The following is an 18,167-nucleotide window of genomic DNA, read 5'->3' as shown; positions in this document are numbered from 1 at the left end:
CCGTTCAGGCAGCCACTTGCGCACGGGCCTTCCGGATTTCCGCGAGAACGGTCATCGCCGAGTCCTCGATGCGGGTGCCGGGACCGAAGATGGCCTTGGCTCCCGCGGCAAACAGGAAGTCATAATCCTGCGGCGGGATCACGCCGCCGGCGAAGACAATGATGTCGTCGGCGCCCTGATCCTTGAGGGCCTGCACCAGCGCCGGCAACAGCGTTTTGTGCCCGGCGGCGAGCGAGGAGACGCCGACGGCGTGCACGTCGTTCTCGATCGCCAGACGGGCGGCTTCTTCCGGGGTCTGGAAGAGCGGGCCGACGTCGATGTCGAAGCCGAGGTCGGCAAAAGCGGTGGCGACCACCTTGGCCCCCCGGTCGTGGCCGTCCTGGCCGAGTTTGGCGATCATGATCCGCGGCCGCCGGCCTTCTTCTTCGTTGAAGCTGGCGATCTCGGCCTTGAGCGTTTCCCAACTGGCCATTCCCTCGACGACTGCGCCATAGACCCCCGAAACGGTCTGTTGCGTGGCGCGGAAACGGCCAAAAACTTTTTCCATGGCGTCCGAAACTTCGCCAACCGTGGCCCGCAAACGCATCGCCTTGACTGCGAAGTCGAGCAGGTTGCCTTCGCCGGTTTCGGCGCAACGCGTCAGATCGGCGAGCGCGGCGTTGACCTGGTCGGAATCACGGCTGGCACGAACCGACTTCAGGCGCGCGATCTGCGCGTCGCGGACGGCGTTGTTGTCAATGTCGCGAATGTCGATCATGTCTTCCTTGGCGAGCTTGTACTTGTTCACGCCGACGATCACGTCCTTGCCGGAATCGATGCGTGCCTGCTTGTCGGCCGCGCAGCCCTCGATCTTCATCTTCGCCCAGCCGGATTCGACGGCATGCGTCATGCCGCCCATGCTTTCGACCTCTTCGATGATCTTCCAGGCTTCGTCGACCAGATCCTGCGTCAGCTTTTCCATCATGTACGAACCGGCCCAGGGATCGATGACGTTGGTGATATGCGTTTCTTCCTGGATGACCAGTTGCGTATTGCGTGCAATGCGCGACGAGAATTCGGTCGGCAGTGCGATCGCCTCATCGAGGGCATTGGTGTGCAGCGACTGGGTGCCGCCGAAGACGGCGGCCATCGCCTCGATGGTGGTGCGCACGACGTTGTTGTAGGGGTCCTGTTCGGTCAGCGACCAGCCCGAAGTCTGGCAGTGGGTACGCAACATCATCGATTTCGGACTCTTCGGCGAAAACTCCTGCATGATCTTCCACCACAGCAGGCGGGCGGCGCGCAGCTTGGCCACTTCGAGATAGAAGTTCATCCCGATGGCGAAAAAGAACGACAGGCGGCCGGCAAAGAAGTCGACGTCGAGGCCGGAGGCGATTGCCGTCTTGACGTACTCGCGGCCGTCAGCCAGCGTGAATGCGAGTTCGAGCGCCTGCGTGGCGCCGGCTTCCTGCATGTGATAACCAGAAATCGAGATCGAGTTGAATTTCGGCATGTGGTTTGCGGTGTAGCCGATGATGTCGGCGATGATCTTCATCGACGGCTTCGGCGGGTAGATGTAGGTGTTGCGAACCATGAACTCCTTGAGGATGTCGTTCTGGATCGTCCCCGAGAGTTTGTCCTGCGGTACGCCCTGTTCTTCGGCGGCAACGATGTAACCGGCGAGGATCGGCAACACGGCGCCGTTCATGGTCATTGATACCGAGATCTTTTCGAGCGGGATGCCGTCGAACAGGATCTTCATGTCTTCGACCGAATCGATCGCCACGCCGGCCTTGCCGACATCGCCGGTGACGCGTGGATGATCGGAGTCGTAACCGCGGTGTGTGGCCAGGTCGAAAGCCACCGAGACTCCCTGACCACCGGCAGCCAGTGCCTTGCGGTAGAAAGCGTTCGACGCTTCGGCGGTGGAGAAGCCGGCGTACTGGCGAATCGTCCACGGACGAACGGCATACATCGTTGCCTGCGGGCCGCGCACGAAGGGAGCCAGACCGGGCAGCGTGTCGGTGTACTCCAGACCTTCGACATCAGCCTTGGTATACAGCGGCTTGACGACGATTCCTTCGGGCGTCACCCAGTTCAGTGCGTCAACATTCCCACCGGGCGCCGACTTGGTGGCAGCCTTCTTCCAGGCATCGAGATTTGCAGAATCGCTTTTTGCAGCATTGTTCGCGTTGGACATGACGGAACCTTTCGAGAAATCTGTGGATTGAGGGGGGCACTTCCGCTGAGGAGGCACGAGCCATGAGGCTCAGGGGAGTCGCACTGCGCAGGTCATTTTAATGCTTGACACCCCGTTCCACGAATAATACTGTATCCATAATTATGAAAGCAAGGTCCCTTGGGGGACCTGAACAAGGCCGCGAAAAAAGATCGATGGTTGCGAGTCGTATAGCCCAGACCGCCCTCTACCAGGAAGTTGCCGAAAGGCTGAGGCAGCGCATTTTTGCGCACGAACTGCCGCCGGGAACGCGCATCGACGAGCAGTTGTTGACCGTCGATTACGGCATCAGTCGCACCCCTTTGCGCGAAGCGCTGAAGGTCCTCGCTGCCGAAGGATTGGTGACACTGAAGCCGCGCCGCGGCTGTTACGTGACCGAGATCTCCGAGCAGGATCTGGACGAGATTTTTCCCTTGATGGCGATGCTCGAAGGACGTTGCGCACTCGAAGCGACGAAGCGCGTACAGCCCGAGCAGATCGCCAGACTCGAAACGATCCACCGACAACTCGAACGCTTTGCGGCCAGCACTCAGATCGAACGTTTTTTCTTGGTGAATCAGGAGTTTCACGCCCGTATCCAGGAATTGTCCGGCAACCGCTGGCTACAGCAGGTGATCCAGGATCTGCGCAAGGTGCTCAAGCTGACACGCCTTTTTTCGCTGAGCATCGAAGGTCGTCTGCAGCAGTCACTGGCGGAACACACCGCCATTCTTGAAGCGATCAAGGCCGGTGACGCAACACGTGCGCAGACCCTGATGCACGACCACATCCTGTCCGGACGGCAGGCTCTGGTCAGAAGTTCCGCTCATCAGGAACTGGTGGCGTGACTGGCCGCATTCTCTGCACGCGCGAGGCTGCCGTCGCAACCGTCACGCTGGCCAATCCGGGCAAGCGGAATGCGCTCGACCTGGCGATGTGGCGAACCCTGGCCGCCGTGGTCAGCGAGCTGTCTGACGACGAGCAGGTGCGCTGTGTCGTTCTGCGTGGCGACGGAGAACAGGCTTTCGCAGCAGGTGGCGACATCGATGAGTTCCGGAGCCAGCGCGATACCCTGGAACGTGCAATGGCCTATCATGAACAGGCAGGTGCCGCCCTGCAGGCGGTTTTCGACTGCCGCCAGCCAACGATCGCGCTGGTGCAGGGGGCGTGCATCGGGGGCGGACTGGAGATCGCCGCGCAGTGTGACCTGCGCATTTGTGGCGAGTCGGCGCGCTTCGGCGCACCGATCAACCAGCTCGGATTCTCGATGTATCCCGTCGAGATGGCGAGTCTGCTGCGTCTCGCCGGGTCGGCGACGGTGCTCGAAATTCTGCTCGAAGGGCGCCTTCTCGGATCAGGAGAAGCCCTGTCCAAGGGCCTCGTCACGCGTGTCGTCAGCGATTCCGAGGTCGTTCCGGAAGCCTACGCGAGTGCCCGGCGGATCTGCGAAGGCGCGCCACGGGTCGCCCGCTGGCACAAACAGTGGGTGCGCCGGCTGCAGCACGACCGGCCGCTTAGCGAGCAGGAGCTGCGCGCTTCGTTCGCTTTCCTCGACAGCGAAGATTACCGCGAGGGTTTGTCAGCTTTTCGCGAAAAACGCAAACCGCAGTTCATGGGTCGCTGATCACTTACTCCGTCGACCACCCCGCTGCACCCCCTTTGGGTTGCTCACCCCTTTCCGACGAGAAGTCCCCACAGCATCTTGGCCGCCAGCAGGATCAGGACACCGGCGAAAACACGTTTCAAGGTGGCTACCGGCAGGCGGTGTGCCAGTCTCGCCCCGAGCGGGGCGGTCAGCATGCTCGCCGGCACCAGCCAGATCAGAGCCGGCAGATAGACGTAGCCGAGACTCCATGGTGGCAGCTCGGCGTGCCCCCAGCCGTTGAAAATGTAGCCCAGCGAACCGCCCAGCGCGATCGGAAAACCGACCGCTGCGGAAGTGCCGATGGCATGCTGCACGCGCACGTTGCACCAGGTCAGGAAGGGCACGGTCAGCGCGCCGCCACCGATGGCGACCAGCGCCGAGACCGCACCGATGCCGCTGCCGACGGCAAAGACGCCGCCGGCACCCGGCAACTCGCGTGCCGCTTTCGGCTTCAGGTTGAGGATCATCTGAACGGCCACGCAGCAGACGAATGCCGTAAAAAAAACGGCCAGTGGTTTGGCCGGGACACTCGCGGCGAAGAGCGTGCCCAGCAGCGTCCCGACGAGAATTCCCGGCGTGATCTGGGCGACGATCTTCCACAACACCGCACCATGCTGGTGATGCGCACGCAGACTGGCGAGCGAGGTGAACAGAATCGCTGCCATCGCCGTTCCGAGGGCCAGATGGAGAACTTCCGCAGACGGAAAGCCCGCCTGCGCGGCAAACATCATGGTCAGCGCCGGGACCATCACCAGTCCGCCACCAATGCCGAGCATGCCGGCAAAGAAACCGGTAAACAGACCCAGCGCCACATATGACAGCCACCAGAGCAATTTTGCTCTCCTCATCTGCATCGGCCAGGACTCACCGCCCCGGCCCACGGTCATCGCGATTCGAAACTTCCGGCCACGGTTTCAGGCGGCGCTCAGCATCTCCTCGCGGTTCACCGTCTGCTGCAGGATTTCACGAAAGTTCTCGCTGATCTTGCCAAGGACGGTCAACTGCAGCAGCAGTTTGCTCTCGACATGTTCCAGTTCATCGATCCGCTCTTCGAGCGTATCGGTCGCCTGGTGAATCCGCTTGATGCTCTCCAGCCGGCGCTTGAGCTGAATCTGATGTTCGCGAATTTGAACCTCCAACGGCAACATGATCGCCTTCAGCCAGGTTTCGGCATCGCGGTTGGCATGCTCGAAAGCCTTGCGTACCTGCACCGCCACTTCCTCGAAGAAACGTTGTGTGAGCTGGCTCTTTTCGTGCGTCAGCAACTGGAAAACGGAGTTGATGTGGGTCTGGCACCATTGATCGAGACGGTCGATTTCCTTCTCGTACTTCTGCAGCGAGAAACCGGTCGGCGTACCCAGTTTGAGACCATGTTCAACGGCGAATTTCTTGTAGATGGCCTCCATCATCGTCATGATTTCTGCGACCTCTGCTCTCGAACTGGCGAGATTGCCGCGCGCGACCGTAAAGAAGCGATCAATCGCGTTGGTTAGCGTGCTGGAAAAGGTGGCTGTCACCATCGCATCACGCGTCGAGGTGCTCAACAGACGCAGCGCATCGAGCCCAAGATGCGCAAAAAGCCTGTTGGTCAGTTGTGAAAAGACGCTGCGTACGGCGTAGTAGCGCTGCAGGCCGGATTCAAATTCATCCTTCTCGCCTCGCACCTTGCCCATCATGTACTCGACGACCCCCTTGTTCTTGCCGCGAAGATCCGCCAGCTCGCCAAGCTGTTCGCGCAGGCCGGCGAGACGCGACTCAAGCAGGCTGCGGGTTCGCTGATGGCAATCGGCAAACTCGACCTGGATGCTGTCGCGAACGATCTCCTGCTTGGCCGGGATCAACTCCTCGGACAGGGCGCGCTCAAGCCTCGTCAATTGGCTGCGCTGAAGCAATTCGGGATCCTCATTGATCTTGGCCACCAACGCTTTTTGTGCCGAAACCGGAAAAATCTGATTCTCCGGCAACTCAAGCGCCCACGCGCAGGTGTCGACCTGTCGGGTAATTTCCGCGTCGATTTCTTCCGCTGACTTGAGTTCGTCCCACAAGCTGTCGATCTTGTTGAGTACGACGATGCGGCCCTTCTTGCGGCCGACGGGGGCGCCGATGTATTCGCGCCAGACCATCAGATCGGACTGCGTCACGCCGGTGTCAGCGGCCAGAATGAACAGCACGGCATGCGCGTTGGGCAGCAGGGACAGCGTCAGTTCGGGTTCCGTACCAATCGCGTTGAGACCAGGAGTATCGAGGATGACCAGCCCCTGCTTCAACAGCGGATGCGGAAAATTGATGATCGCATGCCGCCAGCGCGGGATTTCGACATCACCCTGTTCGTCGATGCGCAACGCGGCAAGCTCGCCATCGGCCATGACAAAGCCGAGTTTTTTGGCCGTTGCCAGGTCGACGCGGATGACGTCGCTGACATGGCGAAGTGCCTCCTGCATGGCTTCAGCCGAGCTGGTGTCGATCGGGATCCGTTCCCATTGACCAGGCAAGTGCTTGTATTCGCTGATGCTGCTGTTGGATTCACGGCTCTCGATAGGCAATAGCTCGATCGACGGCGGCTTCGCTCGGTCGTACATCAACTCGGTCGGACACATCGTCGTACGGCCGGCTGTCGAGGGCAGAATGCGGTTGCCGTAGCCAGCAAAAAAAATGGCGTTGATCAACTCCGATTTGCCGCGCGAGAACTCGGCGACAAATGCGACATGCAGGCGATCTTCGCGTAACTTGTCACGCAGTTGGGCAATGCGCCGATCGATCTGCGCGTCGGTCAATTCGTTCTCGACGAGCCAGCCTGCGAATTTCTCAAGAACTCCGGAGATGCGCGCACGCCATTCGCTGTAGGCGGCAAAATGTTGGGCAAGCGTCATGACAGGTTCCAGCACAAGGCACAGGTTTTCACTCTACCACAAGGTCGTGTTCAATCAGCGACATAGACCGACAACTCAACGCTGGCAGCGCGGGCAGTAGAAAGTCGAGCGCCCCGCCTGGCGAATGACTCGTACCGGTCTGGCGCAAGTCGGGCAGGGCTCGCCTGCACGACCATAGACCCCGCAGGAAAGCTGGAAGCAGCCGGCCCCCCCATCGCTATGCACATAGTCGCGCACACTGCTGCCGCCGGCGGCAATGGCGGCCTCCAGCGTCGCACGGATGGCATCGGCCAGTACGCAGTAGCGCTGGCGGCTGATCCGATCACTGCTGCGCAGGGGTGACACGCCGGCATGATGGAGGCTTTCGGCAGCATAGATATTGCCGATGCCAACGACCAGGCGTCCATCCATCAGCAACGGTTTGATCGGCATGCGGCGGTGGCGCGTCGCCGCGTGCAGCCAGTCGCCGTTGAAATCCTCGGAGAGCGGTTCGATGCCTAGACCGGCGAGAGCCGGATGCTTTTCGACACCGCCGCCCTCATGCCAGAGCAGCGCTCCGAAGCGGCGCGGATCGCGCAGACGCAGAACGGTGTGCGCGAAGACCAGATCAAAGTGGTCATGCTGCAGTGCCGGCGTAGCCGGCGGTACCAGGCGCAGACTGCCCGACATGCCGAGGTGAAGGAGCAACCAGCCGCCACCGCGGGTACTCTGACAGTCCAGCAAAAGATATTTGCCACGCCGCAAAATGGCCTCCACACGCAGACCGGCCAGGCGCGCATCGAGCCCGGCCGGAATCTCGTGCCGCAGCCGCGGCGTGCGCACCACCGCGCCAACGATCGATTGTTGGGACAGGCAAGGGAGCAATCCTTGCCTGCTGACTTCAACTTCCGGGAGTTCTGGCATTGCTGCTACCGCGAAAAGTCCATAACATGCGCAGATTATGACGCAAAGTCGCCGTCAGTTCCTGCAACGGTCCAAGGCAGGCAAGGAAACCATGAAATCGATCAAGAATACCCTCCTCTGCACGGCACTGGCGCTTGCCCTCGGTGTGCCTGCCCTGGCCGCCGCCGACCTCCCTTCCGGGAAGAGCAAATCGACGGCGCGCGAGTTAAAGCGCAGTGCGCCGGAGACCCTCGCGCCACGCCCTGACGATCAGGAGTACAAGGAACTCAGCGTGCAGGTGGTCTATCAGGTCCTGCTCGCCGAAGTGGCCCTGAAGCGGGGCAAAGCCGAGTTTGCCAGCCAGGCCTATGCCGACCTGGCCGTGCGCACCCGCGACCCGGCCATCCTGGCAAGAGCGACTGAAGTGGCCGGATACGCCCGTCGTTACGATCTGATCCTCGACCTTGCACGCTTGTGGTTGCAGGTCGAGCCTGCCTCGAAGCGTGCCCAACAGGTGCTGGTCGGCGTCATGATCATGTCCAACCAGTTCGATGGCCTGGCCGCGCAATTGATCCAGATGCTGGAGGCCGACCAGGAAGCGCTGCCGGGCAACCTGTTGGCGCTGAACCGGATGTTTGCCCGCAGCCAGGATCGCCAGGCAGTCCTGCAGTTGATCATCAAGGTCTGCGCGCCCTTCCTGGACCGGCCCGAGGCGCATTACGCCATCGCCGTGGCTGCCAGCGCAGCCGGTGAGCATACCCGCGCACTCGCCGAAACGCGACGTGCGCTCGAGTTGCGCCCGGACTGGGAAGCGGTGGCCCTGCTGGAAGCACAGCTGATCGCCCAGAAATCATCCACCGAGGCCATCACCTCGCTGCAACACTTTGTCGAACGTCATCCGCAAGCACGCGAGGTACAGCTGCACCTGGCGCGCGCGCTGGTCGGTGAGAAGCGTTATGGCGAAGCCAAAGTGCAGTTTGAGCGCTTGTTGATCGCCAACCCGAACAACCCGGATGTGGTTTTCCCGGTAGCCATCCTGGCTCTGCAGGAAAACGACAAAACCCTTGCCGAGACGCAACTCAAGCACTTGGTGACACTCGACATCCCGGACAAAAGCGCAGCCTATTTTTACCTGGGTCAGCTTGCCGAAGAGGGCAAGCGTGCTGACGAAGCGTTGGCCAATTATCGCCAGGTTGGTTCGGGTGAGCACTATCTTCCGGCACAGATTCGCAGCGCCGGCATCCTCAACAATCAGGGCAGGCTCGATGAGGCGAGCCGCCAGCTTCGCGATGCAGCAGCCCGGAACCCGTCGTTACGCGTCCAGTTATCGATTGCCGAGGCCGCCTTGCTGCGCGATGCGAAGCAGACCGAGACGGCACTTGCCCTGCTCGACCAGGAGCTGGGTACACAACCGGAGCAGCCTGAGTTGCTCTATGAGTCGGCGCTGCTGGCCGAGAAACTCGGACGTCTGGAAATCATGGAAAGCCGCCTGCGCAAACTGATTGAACTGCAGCCGGAGAATGCACAGGCCTACAACGCACTCGGGTACTCCTACGCCGATCGCAACATACGGCTGCCTGAAGCCCGGTGGCTGATCGAAAAAGCGCTGCAACTGGCGCCCAATGACCCTTTCATCCTCGACAGCATGGCCTGGGTCCTTTATCGGCAGGGCGATCTCGAAGGCGCACTGGCTCTCCTGCAACGCGCCCTGGATCTGCGCCCCGATCCCGAGATCGCGGCACATGCCGGGGAGGTGCTGTGGATGCTCGGCCGCCAGGATGAGGCCCAGCGAACCCTGCGCGAGGCGCACAAAAAGGACCCGGCAAACGAGGTGCTGAAGGAAGCGATCAGGAGGTTCCTGCCCTGACCGGAAAACGCCCGCAGCTTGGCCTGATCCGAGGCAGCCGTACAGTCCTGATCGTACCCTTGATCGTCGTTGGCGTGCTCGGACTGAGTGCCTGCTCCGCACTGGGGCCAGCGGCCAGCGCACACCCACCGGTCGCCATCGCACGAGACCACCTGCAGGGCTTCGTGCTGACCGGCCGCTTTGCGCTGCGCCAGGAAGGAAAGAACTACCCTGGTCGCCTGCACTGGCGTCATGACGGCGACCGCGACGAGTGGCTGTTGTCCTCGCCGCTCGGGCAAGGCCTGGCCGAGATCGTCAGCGATGCCACCGGCGCACGCCTGACTGGTAGCGATGGCAACTCGCATACGGCAGCGACTGCCGATCAACTGCTGCAGTCGCTCCTGGCCTACCCCCTGCCCTTGAGCAGGCTGCCCGACTGGCTGCGTGGCTGCAATCCTGACGGCGGCGATCTGGCACTGGATACCCTCGGCCGGCCGCTGCGTCTGCGGTACGAGGACTGGCTGCTCCACTATGAGTACGACAGTGACGACCCACAGGCTCTCCCCGGCCGTTTGTTCGTCGAGCGTGAAGGCGGTTTTGAACTGCGCCTGCGCATCGAGGAGTGGCAGATGTTGCCGACTGCGTTGCCTGCCAAGGCCTGCGTTCAATGACTTCCAGCCACCCGGCCTGGGACTGGCAAAGCATTTATCCGGCGCCCGCCAAACTCAACCTCTTTCTGCATGTCGTCGGCCGCCGTGCCGATGGCTATCACCTGTTGCAGACGATGTTCCGCTTTCTCGACCATGGCGACCGGCTGCGTTTCTCGCCACGTGCCGATGGTTTGGTGCGTCTGGCAACGCCACTCGCAGGCGTGGCGCCCGATCAGGAACTGAGCGTTCGTGCCGCCCGCCTGCTCCAGGCTGAAACCCATTGCCCGGCCGGTGTCAACATCCGTATCGAAAAGCACCTGCCACTCGGCGGTGGTCTCGGCGGCGGCAGCTCGGATGCGGCGACGGTCCTGCTGGCGCTCAACCACCTCTGGAAACTGCATTTGCCACGCCGGCACCTGCAGGAAATCGGCCTTACCCTCGGTGCCGACGTGCCGGTCTTCGTTTTCGGACGCAACGCTTTTGCCGAGGGCATCGGTGAAACCCTGCTGGCGGTCGAATTGCCGCCGCGCTGGTATGTGGTCCTCGAACCGCCGCTGCAGGTCCCGACTGCAGCCATTTTTGGCGCACCGGAACTCAAACGCGATTCGCTCGCAATCGACCCGGCGTCATGGCGCCCCGGCTTCGGTGGCAACGACCTCGAAGCCGTGGCCTGTGCCCGCTTTCCGGCGATTGCCGAACATCTCGTGGCCTTGTCAGCGTTTGCCCCCGCGCGCATGAGCGGTTCTGGTGCCTGCATTTTTGCCGAGTTCGCAAGCCGCGAAGAGGCCGAGAACGCCCTACGGCAGTTACCCGGCACGATGCGTGGCTGGCTGGCAACTGGCCTAGACCGGCATCCCTTGTGCGAACTGGCGAGGGGGCAGGGAGATTCCTGAGTCGCATACGGGAATTTCACATTAACGGTCATGACTTTTCCAGGCACCCCCGATCATGAAAGTCATGACCGTTTCCCTCTCCCCCGACTCCTCCCCCGCGAGGGGGAGGGGAGATTCGTGAGTCACTGAGGCGACTTTCCATTAACGACATAACAACAGATCGGCAGCGGCAGCGGCGATCTGGTCGAGCGATAGCGCACCGTCCGGCCGGTACCACTGGCTGCTCCAGTTGAGCATGCCGAAGAGCAACAGGCGCAGCGGTGCTGCCGAACTGCGCAACCTGCCGCTGGTAGCCAGTTCGTCCAGTGTTGCCTGCCATGCCTCCTGGTAGCGGTCAGTGACCGTGGCGATTTCGGCCCTCGCCGCGGCGTCGAGCGCGCGCGATTCGTAGAGCAGCATCGGCACGTGGCAATCGCCTTCGAGAAGGTTCCCGAGATGGATGCGGATCATCACCCGCAGGCGCTGCGCAGGGTCGACAATGTCTTCGCTGGCGGCCTGCAGGCGCCGGTAGCCGGTCTCCAGGCCTGCGATCATCGCCGCCTTGAGCAGTTCCTGCTTGCTGCGGAAATGGTAGAAGGGGCTGCCCGAGCGCATCCCGACGGCCTCGGCGATGTCACGCGTGGTGGTCGCGTCAAAGCCTTTCTCGACGAACAGGCGGGCCGCCGCCTGCAACAGATCTTCGCGGCGGTTCGCCTCCAGCATGCCTTGCCGTTTGCGGCCGGCTGGCATGGCGATCAGAGCGCCGCCGCCAGGCGCGTTCCCTGATCGATGGCGCGTTTGGCGTCGAGTTCGGTGGCAACATCGGCGCCACCGATCAGCGATAGAGGCACATCGGCGGCGCGCAGACCGGCTTCGAGATCGCGGCACGGTTCCTGACCGGCGCAGACGACCACATGGTCCACCGGCAGGCACTGCGGCTGACCATCGACGATGAGGTGCAGGCCGGCATCATCGATGCGCTCGTACGTCACCCCGGAGAGCATTTGTACGCCGCGCTTCTTGAGCAGGGTACGGCGAATCCAGCCGGTGGTCTTGGCCAGCCCGTCGCCGACCTTGGCCCCCTTGCGCTGCAGCAGCCAGACCCGGCGTCGTGTGGCTTCCGGGATCGGTGGCCGGAGTCCGCCGCGGTTGGCGAACTCGGGATCAATCCCCCACTCGCCCTGGAAGCGCTCGAGTTCGTCACGATCGTCGTCGGTGTGGGTCAGGAACTCGGCGACGTCGAAGCCAATGCCGCCGGCACCGATAATCGCCACGCGTTCACCGGCGATGCGCAGACCTTCGATCAGGTCGACATACGAGATGACCTTCTCGTGTTCGATTCCGGGCAACTCAGGCTGCCGCGGCACGATCCCGGTGGCGAGAATGACATGTTCGAAGCCGGCATCGGCCAGCTCGGAGGCTTCGCAGCGCTTGCCGAGTTCCAGGGTGACCCCCGCGTCCTGCAGGCGGTGATCGAAATAGCGCAGCGTCTCGCCGAACTCCTCCTTGCCAGGGATCAGGCGTGCCAGCCTGAACTGCCCGCCAATTTCTGCCGCCGCATCGAACAGGGTGACCCAATGGCCCCGTTCGGCGGCGGTCAGCGCGCAGGCCATTCCCGCTGGCCCGGCGCCGACGACGGCGATCCGCTTCGGCACGGCCGCCTTCTTGATCAACAGTTCGGTTTCCCGACAGGCCCGCGGGTTGACCAGACAGGAAGTCAGCCGGCCGGCGAAGATCTCGTCGAGGCAGGCCTGATTGCAGGCGATACAGGTATTGATCATGTCGGCGCGTCCGGCGCTGGCCTTGTTTACAAAGTCGGCATCGGCGAGGAAGGGGCGTGCCATCGAGACCATGTCGGCGCAGCCGGAGGCGATCACTTCCTCGGCGACATCAGGCATGTTGATGCGGTTGGTGGTGATCAACGGGAGGTTCACCTCGCCCATCAGGCGCTTGGTGACCCAGACGAAGGCAGCGCGCGGGACCATCGTGGCGATCGTCGGGATGCGCGCCTCATGCCAGCCGATCCCGGTGTTGATCAGTGTTGCCCCGGCTGCCTCGATGGCCTTGGCCAGGGTGACGATCTCATCCCAGGTGCTGCCGCCTTCGACCAGGTCGAGCATCGACAAGCGGTAAATGATGATGAAGTTCGGCCCGGTTGCCGCACGCACGCGCCGAACCGATTCGACGGCGAGGCGGATGCGGTTCTCGAAACAGCCGCCCCAGCCGTCCTCGCGAAAGTTGGTCTGCTGGGCAATGAACTGGTTGATCAGATAACCTTCCGACCCCATGATCTCGACACCGTCATAGCCGGCGAGTTGCGCGAGGCTGGCGCAGCGGGCATAGTCCCTGAGCGTCCGCTCGATGTCCTCCTCGCTGAGTTCGCGCGGGCGGATCGGCGAGATCGGCGCCTGTACCGCCGACGGCGCGACGGCACCACGATGATAGGCATAGCGGCCGGTGTGCAGGATCTGCAGGGCGATCTTGCCGCCTGCCTGGTGGACGGCGGCCGTAATCTGCCGGTGCTTTTCGGCTTGCGCCTCGTTTTCGAGTACCGCCGCGCCGGGCATCACCACCCCGTCCTGGTTGGGTGCGATGCCGCCGGTCACGATCAGCCCGACGCCCCCACGCGCGCGCTCGGCATAAAAGGCGGCGAGGCGGGCGAAGCCTTGCGGGGCTTCTTCGAGGCCGGTGTGCATCGAGCCCATCAGGACGCGATTCTTCAGTGTCGTAAAGCCGAGGTCGAGCGGGGCAAGCAGGTGGGGATAAAGGGGAGGGTGCATTCGGACAATCTCCTGGAACGGGTTGGGTATGGTGCAATTGATCAATAATTAAGCAAGCAATCGCTTGTTGGATTATCGTGGATCGGCTATCTGCACGCAAGTGTGGCGTCCGCACAGGGTGTGAATGAAAGTGTCGGTCGAAGTCCCTTGTTCGATGGAGAGGCGTTGTATAGTGGTCCACGAAAGTGGTTCTCGCCAGGCCAGCGCGCTGGGCGTCGGCGAGCAAGAGACCGGCAGCGGTCATGGGCAGCAACCGTACGCACGATGCCCAGATTTGCGACAGCTATTGGTCTGTCCTGGCATTTCCTGTCCGGTTCGAGCACGGCTGATGCGATGGTGTCACAATGACAGCCTGACAGTTGTTGCCAACAGGCAATCACCGTCTTGCGATCCGGCCAGTGCGATGTGAGTGAAACCCGTCGTCGACATAAAAACGTCATGAATGTTACCTCCCCGATACCCGTTGAACCCACCGAAGACCATTCCCGGCTGCCCAGTTCCCGGCTGCTTAATTCCCGGCCACCCTCGTCGGCACAGGATGGTCCCGGATACGCGCGCCTGTTCCTCGCGCTCTGGCCGGCGCACGCGGAAAACTCGGCGCTTCTCGGCTATCAGCAGCAATGGTTGTGGCCGCAGGGATCATCCCCTGTCCCAGCCGAGCGGCTGCACCTGACCCTGCACTTCATCGGTGCCGTCGAGCGCCCGCGCCTCGAAGCCGTGAGCGCCGGACTGCGGGTGGCGGTGACGCCTTTCGAGCTGCCTCTGACCCAGGCTGCGATCTGGCCTCGCGGCCTCGCGGTGCTGCAGACGAGCGCCATACCCGAGGCGCTGAAGGAACTGCATGGCCGCCTTGGCGAAGCACTGCAGGCACTGGCCCTGCCGGTCGAGTCGCGTCCCTTTCGCCCGCATGTGACGCTGGCCCGAGGCGCTGCCGGAACCATCGCCCCCACTGCTGCGCCGGCACTGCTCTGGCAGGTCGGCAGCTACGTGCTGGTCGAATCCTTGCCGGGCGCCGCTGGTGGCTACCGGATCCGGCGCCGTTATCCCTGAGCCATACGGCAGTGGAGTCGAAAAACCCGCAGCACTCGCAGCAGCGCTTTCAAAGCCCGCGAAATCAGGCACAATGGCGCCCTTTTGCAAACGCCGCAGCCGCCTCGCGGCAGGAAGCACTGAAATGTCGCATCGCCGTGCTGCCGCTCTGATGGTGCTGGTCACGCTGCTCTGGAGCATTGCCGGGGTGGTTTCGCGCCATCTCGACGCCGCAGACGGCTTTGAGGTCACGTTCTGGCGCAGCCTGTTCAATGCGCTGGCGCTGAGTGTTGCGCTGACGCGGATGCGCGGACCCGGCCTGTGGCACGAGCTGGCGAACGCCGCGTGGCCAGTGTGGTTCTCGGGCCTCTGCTGGTCGGTGATGTTTACCGCTTTCATGCTGGCGATGACCCTCACCACGGTCGCCAACGTGCTGGTGACGATGGCCATCGGCCCCCTGATCACTGCCCTGTTCACCCGCATCTTTCTGCAGCACCGGCTGCCAGCCCGAACCTGGCTGGCAATCGTGGTGGCCGGCGCAGGCATTGCTTGGATGTTCGGACAGGAGGCGCAAAGTGGCCTATCGCTGGTTGGAACCCTGGTCGCGTTCGCCGTGCCGCTGGCTGCTGCGCTCAACTTCACGACGCTGCAGCATGTCGGTCGTAGCCGGGCCGCCGCTGATGGGGCGGCTCGCCAGAACATGTTGCCGGCAGTACTGATCGGTGCCGTACTGTCGGCCGCCTTGACTCTGCCGATGGCCTATCCCTTCCAGGCCTCGGTCCATGACCTCAGTCTGCTGGCACTGCTCGGAGTCGTGCAACTGGCGATTCCCTGTCTGTTGGTGGTGCGCCTGTCGCGTGAACTGCCGGCGCCGGAGATTGCCCTGCTCGGTCTGCTCGAAGTCGTCTTCGGTGTCACCTGGGCCTGGCTCGGTGCCGGAGAACAGCCGGCAGCAAGCACCCTGACCGGCGGTTCGCTGGTGCTTGGCGCGCTGCTGGTGAACGAGGTCCTGGCCTTGCTGCGGCCAATCGGGAACTTGCCCGCGCGACCAGCCGCCTGATGCCTCCCCACTTTTTTCCCTCACAATTCGCGCTTCGCGAGCAGATCGCGGATATGCGCTCCGGTCCGGATCGCCAGGGCCTCGATGGTCAGCGATGGCGATTCGCCGCCGCCGCTGCTCGGGAACACGCTCGCGTCGACAATGAATAGATTGCGCCAGCGGTGGCTACGGCAGACCTTGTTCACCACCGAATGACGCGCATCGGTCCCCATCCGGCAGGTGCCGAAAACATGCGTGGCGTTGAAGGTATCGTAAGTACCGAATTCCTCGAAGGGCTTTGCGGTCCCGGCCGCCTGCAGGATTTCTCGGCACTTGCCGGCCATGAACACCAGGCGACGCAGCTCGGGCTCGTCAATGCGGCTATGGATGCGCGCCAGCGCCAGGCCATGGGCGTCACGAGCGTGCGGGTCAAGGTCGATATAGGTGCCGTCGTTGGGTAGAAACTCGCCGACGGACGCCACCGAGAGAACCCGGCCAAAGCTATTGCGCATGGCTGCACGATGCGCACGCCCCCAGCCGCTGGCTACCCTGCGTGCATAGTTGATGGGTCCGGCCAAGTCCATTTCCGCCATGCCGACACTGAAGCGCACGCCGCCCGGAGTACCGGAAATGGCATCCGGAGCGTTGAAATCCCAGCAAATGCCATCCGACGGCACGCCGCGGTGGCTGCCCAGGGCATCCGGATGCAAGGCGCTGCTGGCCCAGGCCAGGGTTTCCATGAAATTGCGGCCCACCTGACCGGACTCGTTGGCCAGACCTTGCGGCGCATGGGCATTGGCGCTGGCCAGCAGCAAGCGAGGCGTCTGCACTGCCCCGCAGGCAAGCGCCAGCACGCGCGGCCGCAGCGAGTGCTCGGCACCGTCGGCGTCGACCCAACTGACCCTGTCAACGCGATCACCATCCCCAGGCACGATGGCCGTGACATGAGATCGCGCCAGCACCGTACAGCGTCCGCTGGCCTGCGCCTGGGCGATGAAGGTGACATCGGCGCTGCCCTTGTCGGCGCGTGGGCAACCGCGGGCACATTGACCGCAGTAGTTGCAGCCGGGCCGGCCCTGCCAGGGTTCGGAAAGGATGGCCAGAGGATTTGGCGACCAGCTCATGCCCAGCCTGGCACAGGCGCTGCCGATGCGCTGGCTGGCGTAGCTATGCGCGTGGGGTGGCAGTGGATAGCCCCGGCTGCGCGGGCGATGGCGATCATGCAATGGGCCAGCCACGCCGATCAGATGCTCCGCCTCGACGTAGAAACGTTCCAGTTCGTCGTAGGCCATCGGCCAGTCGGCGCCGACACCGAAGCGGCTGGCCATGCGCATCGCCGCCGGATGGAGGCGGTGCGCTTCGCCGACGAAATGCAGGGTGCTGCCCCCCACGCCCCGGACATGCTGGTATTTCAATGCCCGCCGAGTGTCGCCGGCAGCCTGGCCGAGATTATGGTTCCACGACCGCAGCTCCGCCCATTGCGGGTTCAGGGCCTGCATCTGCGCGAAGGTGTACGCGTGTTGGTATTCCTTTCCTTCCGGAAAGGCGTGCTGCTCCCAGTCCGGCAGGTGCAGGCGGTTTTCACGAACCGGGTCATACCAGGGTCCGGATTCCAGTACCAGAACGCGTACGCCGCGGCTGGCCAGCGCCCATGCGCAGGCTGCGCCGCCAGCGCCAGCGCCGATGATGAGCACATCCGCGTGCATCAGTCGCTCCTTGGTGCCGCCGCCTGATCGGGAAAGCCGATCGGCTGCGGCGGTCCGGCGTAGGCCAGTCCGGTCCAGGAACGGGCATCAGCATAGACATGGAACAGGGCATCATCGAGGGTTGCCTGGAAGAAGGTGCGAGGCGTCGAACCTTCCGGGCTGGCGGCAGCGGCCGCAACCATGTCCACCCGCCGTGCTTCTGGCAACGCGGCAAAGGTCGTTCCCCCAGCCTCGCGGGTGCGGGCCGCTAGCCAGGCCATGGCCGCCGCAGTCAGGCGGGCGTAGGCAGGTTCACGAGCAATCGCGGCCGCAATCCGTTCGCTGACTCCGAGCGCCACTGCGCCCGGAAAATCCGCCTCGGCGGGCAACAGCGTATCCAGCCAGGCGCGCAGCGCATCTTCCTGCCTCGATACCGGTTCCGGCGGATGCTCGCGGCGCGGCCACCAGGCAAAGATCGACAGCAGCAGCGAAGTCCCGGTCAGCGTCAACACCTGACGTCGAGTGAATGGCATGGCATCTCCCTTGGCTCTTGTTCGGAATAAGTGTCGGTTTTTTTTACACCCGCGCCAAAGCAATTTTCCAAGCTGCTGATACGATGACAAAAATATTCTCGGTATGAAATTTGCTTATCGCATGGAGTGTAGAGAGGTT

The 18,167-nt window shown here is 62.9% G+C and carries 15 protein-coding genes; 7 read left to right on the top strand and 8 right to left on the bottom strand.

From position 1 onward, the window contains the following. Positions 1–4: 4 nt before the first annotated feature. Complete coding sequence (gene scpA, locus V5B39_RS11225) at positions 5–2,179, bottom strand: methylmalonyl-CoA mutase (RefSeq protein ID WP_332342979.1); 2,175 nt, start codon at positions 2,177–2,179, stop codon at positions 5–7. A gap of 194 nt (positions 2,180–2,373) precedes the next feature. Here scpA and V5B39_RS11220 point away from each other — a divergent pair, with 194 nt between their 5' ends. Both V5B39_RS11220 and V5B39_RS11215 read left to right on the top strand, forming a co-directional pair. Next, on the top strand, positions 2,374–3,045 hold the full coding sequence (locus tag V5B39_RS11220) for a GntR family transcriptional regulator (RefSeq protein ID WP_332342978.1): 672 nt from the start codon (positions 2,374–2,376) through the stop codon (positions 3,043–3,045). Beyond that, entirely contained in the window at positions 3,042–3,821 is a 780-nt protein-coding gene (locus V5B39_RS11215) for an enoyl-CoA hydratase/isomerase family protein (RefSeq protein WP_332342977.1), read from the top strand. The genes V5B39_RS11220 and V5B39_RS11215 overlap by 4 nt, the downstream gene beginning before the upstream one ends. 44 nt (positions 3,822–3,865) lie before the next feature. Here V5B39_RS11215 and V5B39_RS11210 read toward each other — a convergent pair whose 3' ends face one another. The 3 genes from V5B39_RS11210 to mutM all read right to left on the bottom strand — a co-directional run bounded on the left by V5B39_RS11210 (position 3,866) and on the right by mutM (position 7,615). After that, positions 3,866–4,675 carry a sulfite exporter TauE/SafE family protein gene (locus V5B39_RS11210; RefSeq protein WP_332342976.1) on the bottom strand — a complete coding sequence of 270 codons (810 nt, stop codon included), beginning with the start codon at positions 4,673–4,675 and terminating at the stop codon, positions 3,866–3,868. An 81-nt stretch (positions 4,676–4,756) separates the two neighbouring features. Continuing rightward, positions 4,757–6,712, bottom strand: a complete 1,956-nt coding sequence (locus V5B39_RS11205; protein WP_332342975.1) for a dynamin family protein — start codon at positions 6,710–6,712, stop codon at positions 4,757–4,759. Between the two features lie 75 nt (positions 6,713–6,787). Beyond that, positions 6,788–7,615 (bottom strand): bifunctional DNA-formamidopyrimidine glycosylase/DNA-(apurinic or apyrimidinic site) lyase, encoded by an 828-nt coding sequence (gene mutM / locus V5B39_RS11200; RefSeq protein WP_332342974.1) that lies wholly within the window; start codon positions 7,613–7,615, stop codon positions 6,788–6,790. A gap of 91 nt (positions 7,616–7,706) precedes the next feature. On the opposite strand from mutM, the gene V5B39_RS11195 reads away from it, so the two are divergent. Genes V5B39_RS11195 through ispE form a run of 3 tightly spaced genes read left to right on the top strand, consistent with a single transcriptional unit; the run spans position 7,707 to position 10,983 of the window. Continuing rightward, positions 7,707–9,461: a tetratricopeptide repeat protein gene (locus V5B39_RS11195; protein ID WP_332342973.1), complete on the top strand. Its 1,755-nt coding sequence runs from the start codon at positions 7,707–7,709 to the stop codon at positions 9,459–9,461. A gap of 59 nt (positions 9,462–9,520) precedes the next feature. Continuing rightward, entirely contained in the window at positions 9,521–10,111 is a 591-nt protein-coding gene (lolB, locus tag V5B39_RS11190) for a lipoprotein insertase outer membrane protein LolB (protein ID WP_332342972.1), read from the top strand. Beyond that, positions 10,108–10,983: a 4-(cytidine 5'-diphospho)-2-C-methyl-D-erythritol kinase gene (gene ispE, locus V5B39_RS11185; RefSeq protein WP_332342971.1), complete on the top strand. Its 876-nt coding sequence runs from the start codon at positions 10,108–10,110 to the stop codon at positions 10,981–10,983. Before lolB ends, ispE begins: the two co-directional genes overlap by 4 nt. A 141-nt stretch (positions 10,984–11,124) precedes the next feature. On the opposite strand, the gene V5B39_RS11180 is transcribed toward ispE, so the two are convergent. Next, positions 11,125–11,685, bottom strand: a complete 561-nt coding sequence (locus V5B39_RS11180) for a TetR/AcrR family transcriptional regulator (protein WP_332342970.1) — start codon at positions 11,683–11,685, stop codon at positions 11,125–11,127. A 32-nt stretch (positions 11,686–11,717) separates the two neighbouring features. Beyond that, the gene (locus V5B39_RS11175; protein ID WP_332342969.1) at positions 11,718–13,742 is read right to left on the bottom strand and encodes an NADPH-dependent 2,4-dienoyl-CoA reductase; all 2,025 of its coding nucleotides are present in this window, start codon (positions 13,740–13,742) and stop codon (positions 11,718–11,720) included. Positions 13,743–14,180: 438 nt separating this feature from the next. Here V5B39_RS11175 and thpR point away from each other — a divergent pair, with 438 nt between their 5' ends. Continuing rightward, a complete protein-coding gene (gene thpR, locus V5B39_RS11170) occupies positions 14,181–14,792 on the top strand; it encodes an RNA 2',3'-cyclic phosphodiesterase (protein WP_332342968.1) in 612 nt (203 codons plus the stop codon). A gap of 124 nt (positions 14,793–14,916) precedes the next feature. Beyond that, positions 14,917–15,831: a DMT family transporter gene (locus tag V5B39_RS11165; RefSeq protein WP_332342967.1), complete on the top strand. Its 915-nt coding sequence runs from the start codon at positions 14,917–14,919 to the stop codon at positions 15,829–15,831. 20 nt (positions 15,832–15,851) lie between these two features. Here the strand turns inward: V5B39_RS11165 and V5B39_RS11160 are convergent, their stop codons facing one another. Then, positions 15,852–17,516: a GMC family oxidoreductase gene (locus tag V5B39_RS11160; protein WP_332342966.1), complete on the bottom strand. Its 1,665-nt coding sequence runs from the start codon at positions 17,514–17,516 to the stop codon at positions 15,852–15,854. After that, complete coding sequence (locus V5B39_RS11155) at positions 17,516–18,028, bottom strand: gluconate 2-dehydrogenase subunit 3 family protein (protein WP_332342965.1); 513 nt, start codon at positions 18,026–18,028, stop codon at positions 17,516–17,518. The genes V5B39_RS11160 and V5B39_RS11155 overlap by 1 nt, the downstream gene beginning before the upstream one ends. Positions 18,029–18,167: the final 139 nt, after the last annotated feature.

Source organism: Accumulibacter sp. (assembly GCF_036625275.1).
Taxonomy (GTDB): domain Bacteria; phylum Pseudomonadota; class Gammaproteobacteria; order Burkholderiales; family Rhodocyclaceae; genus Accumulibacter.
Note: the sequence above shows the minus strand (reverse complement) of the source record. Positions and strands in the feature narration are given on the sequence as shown.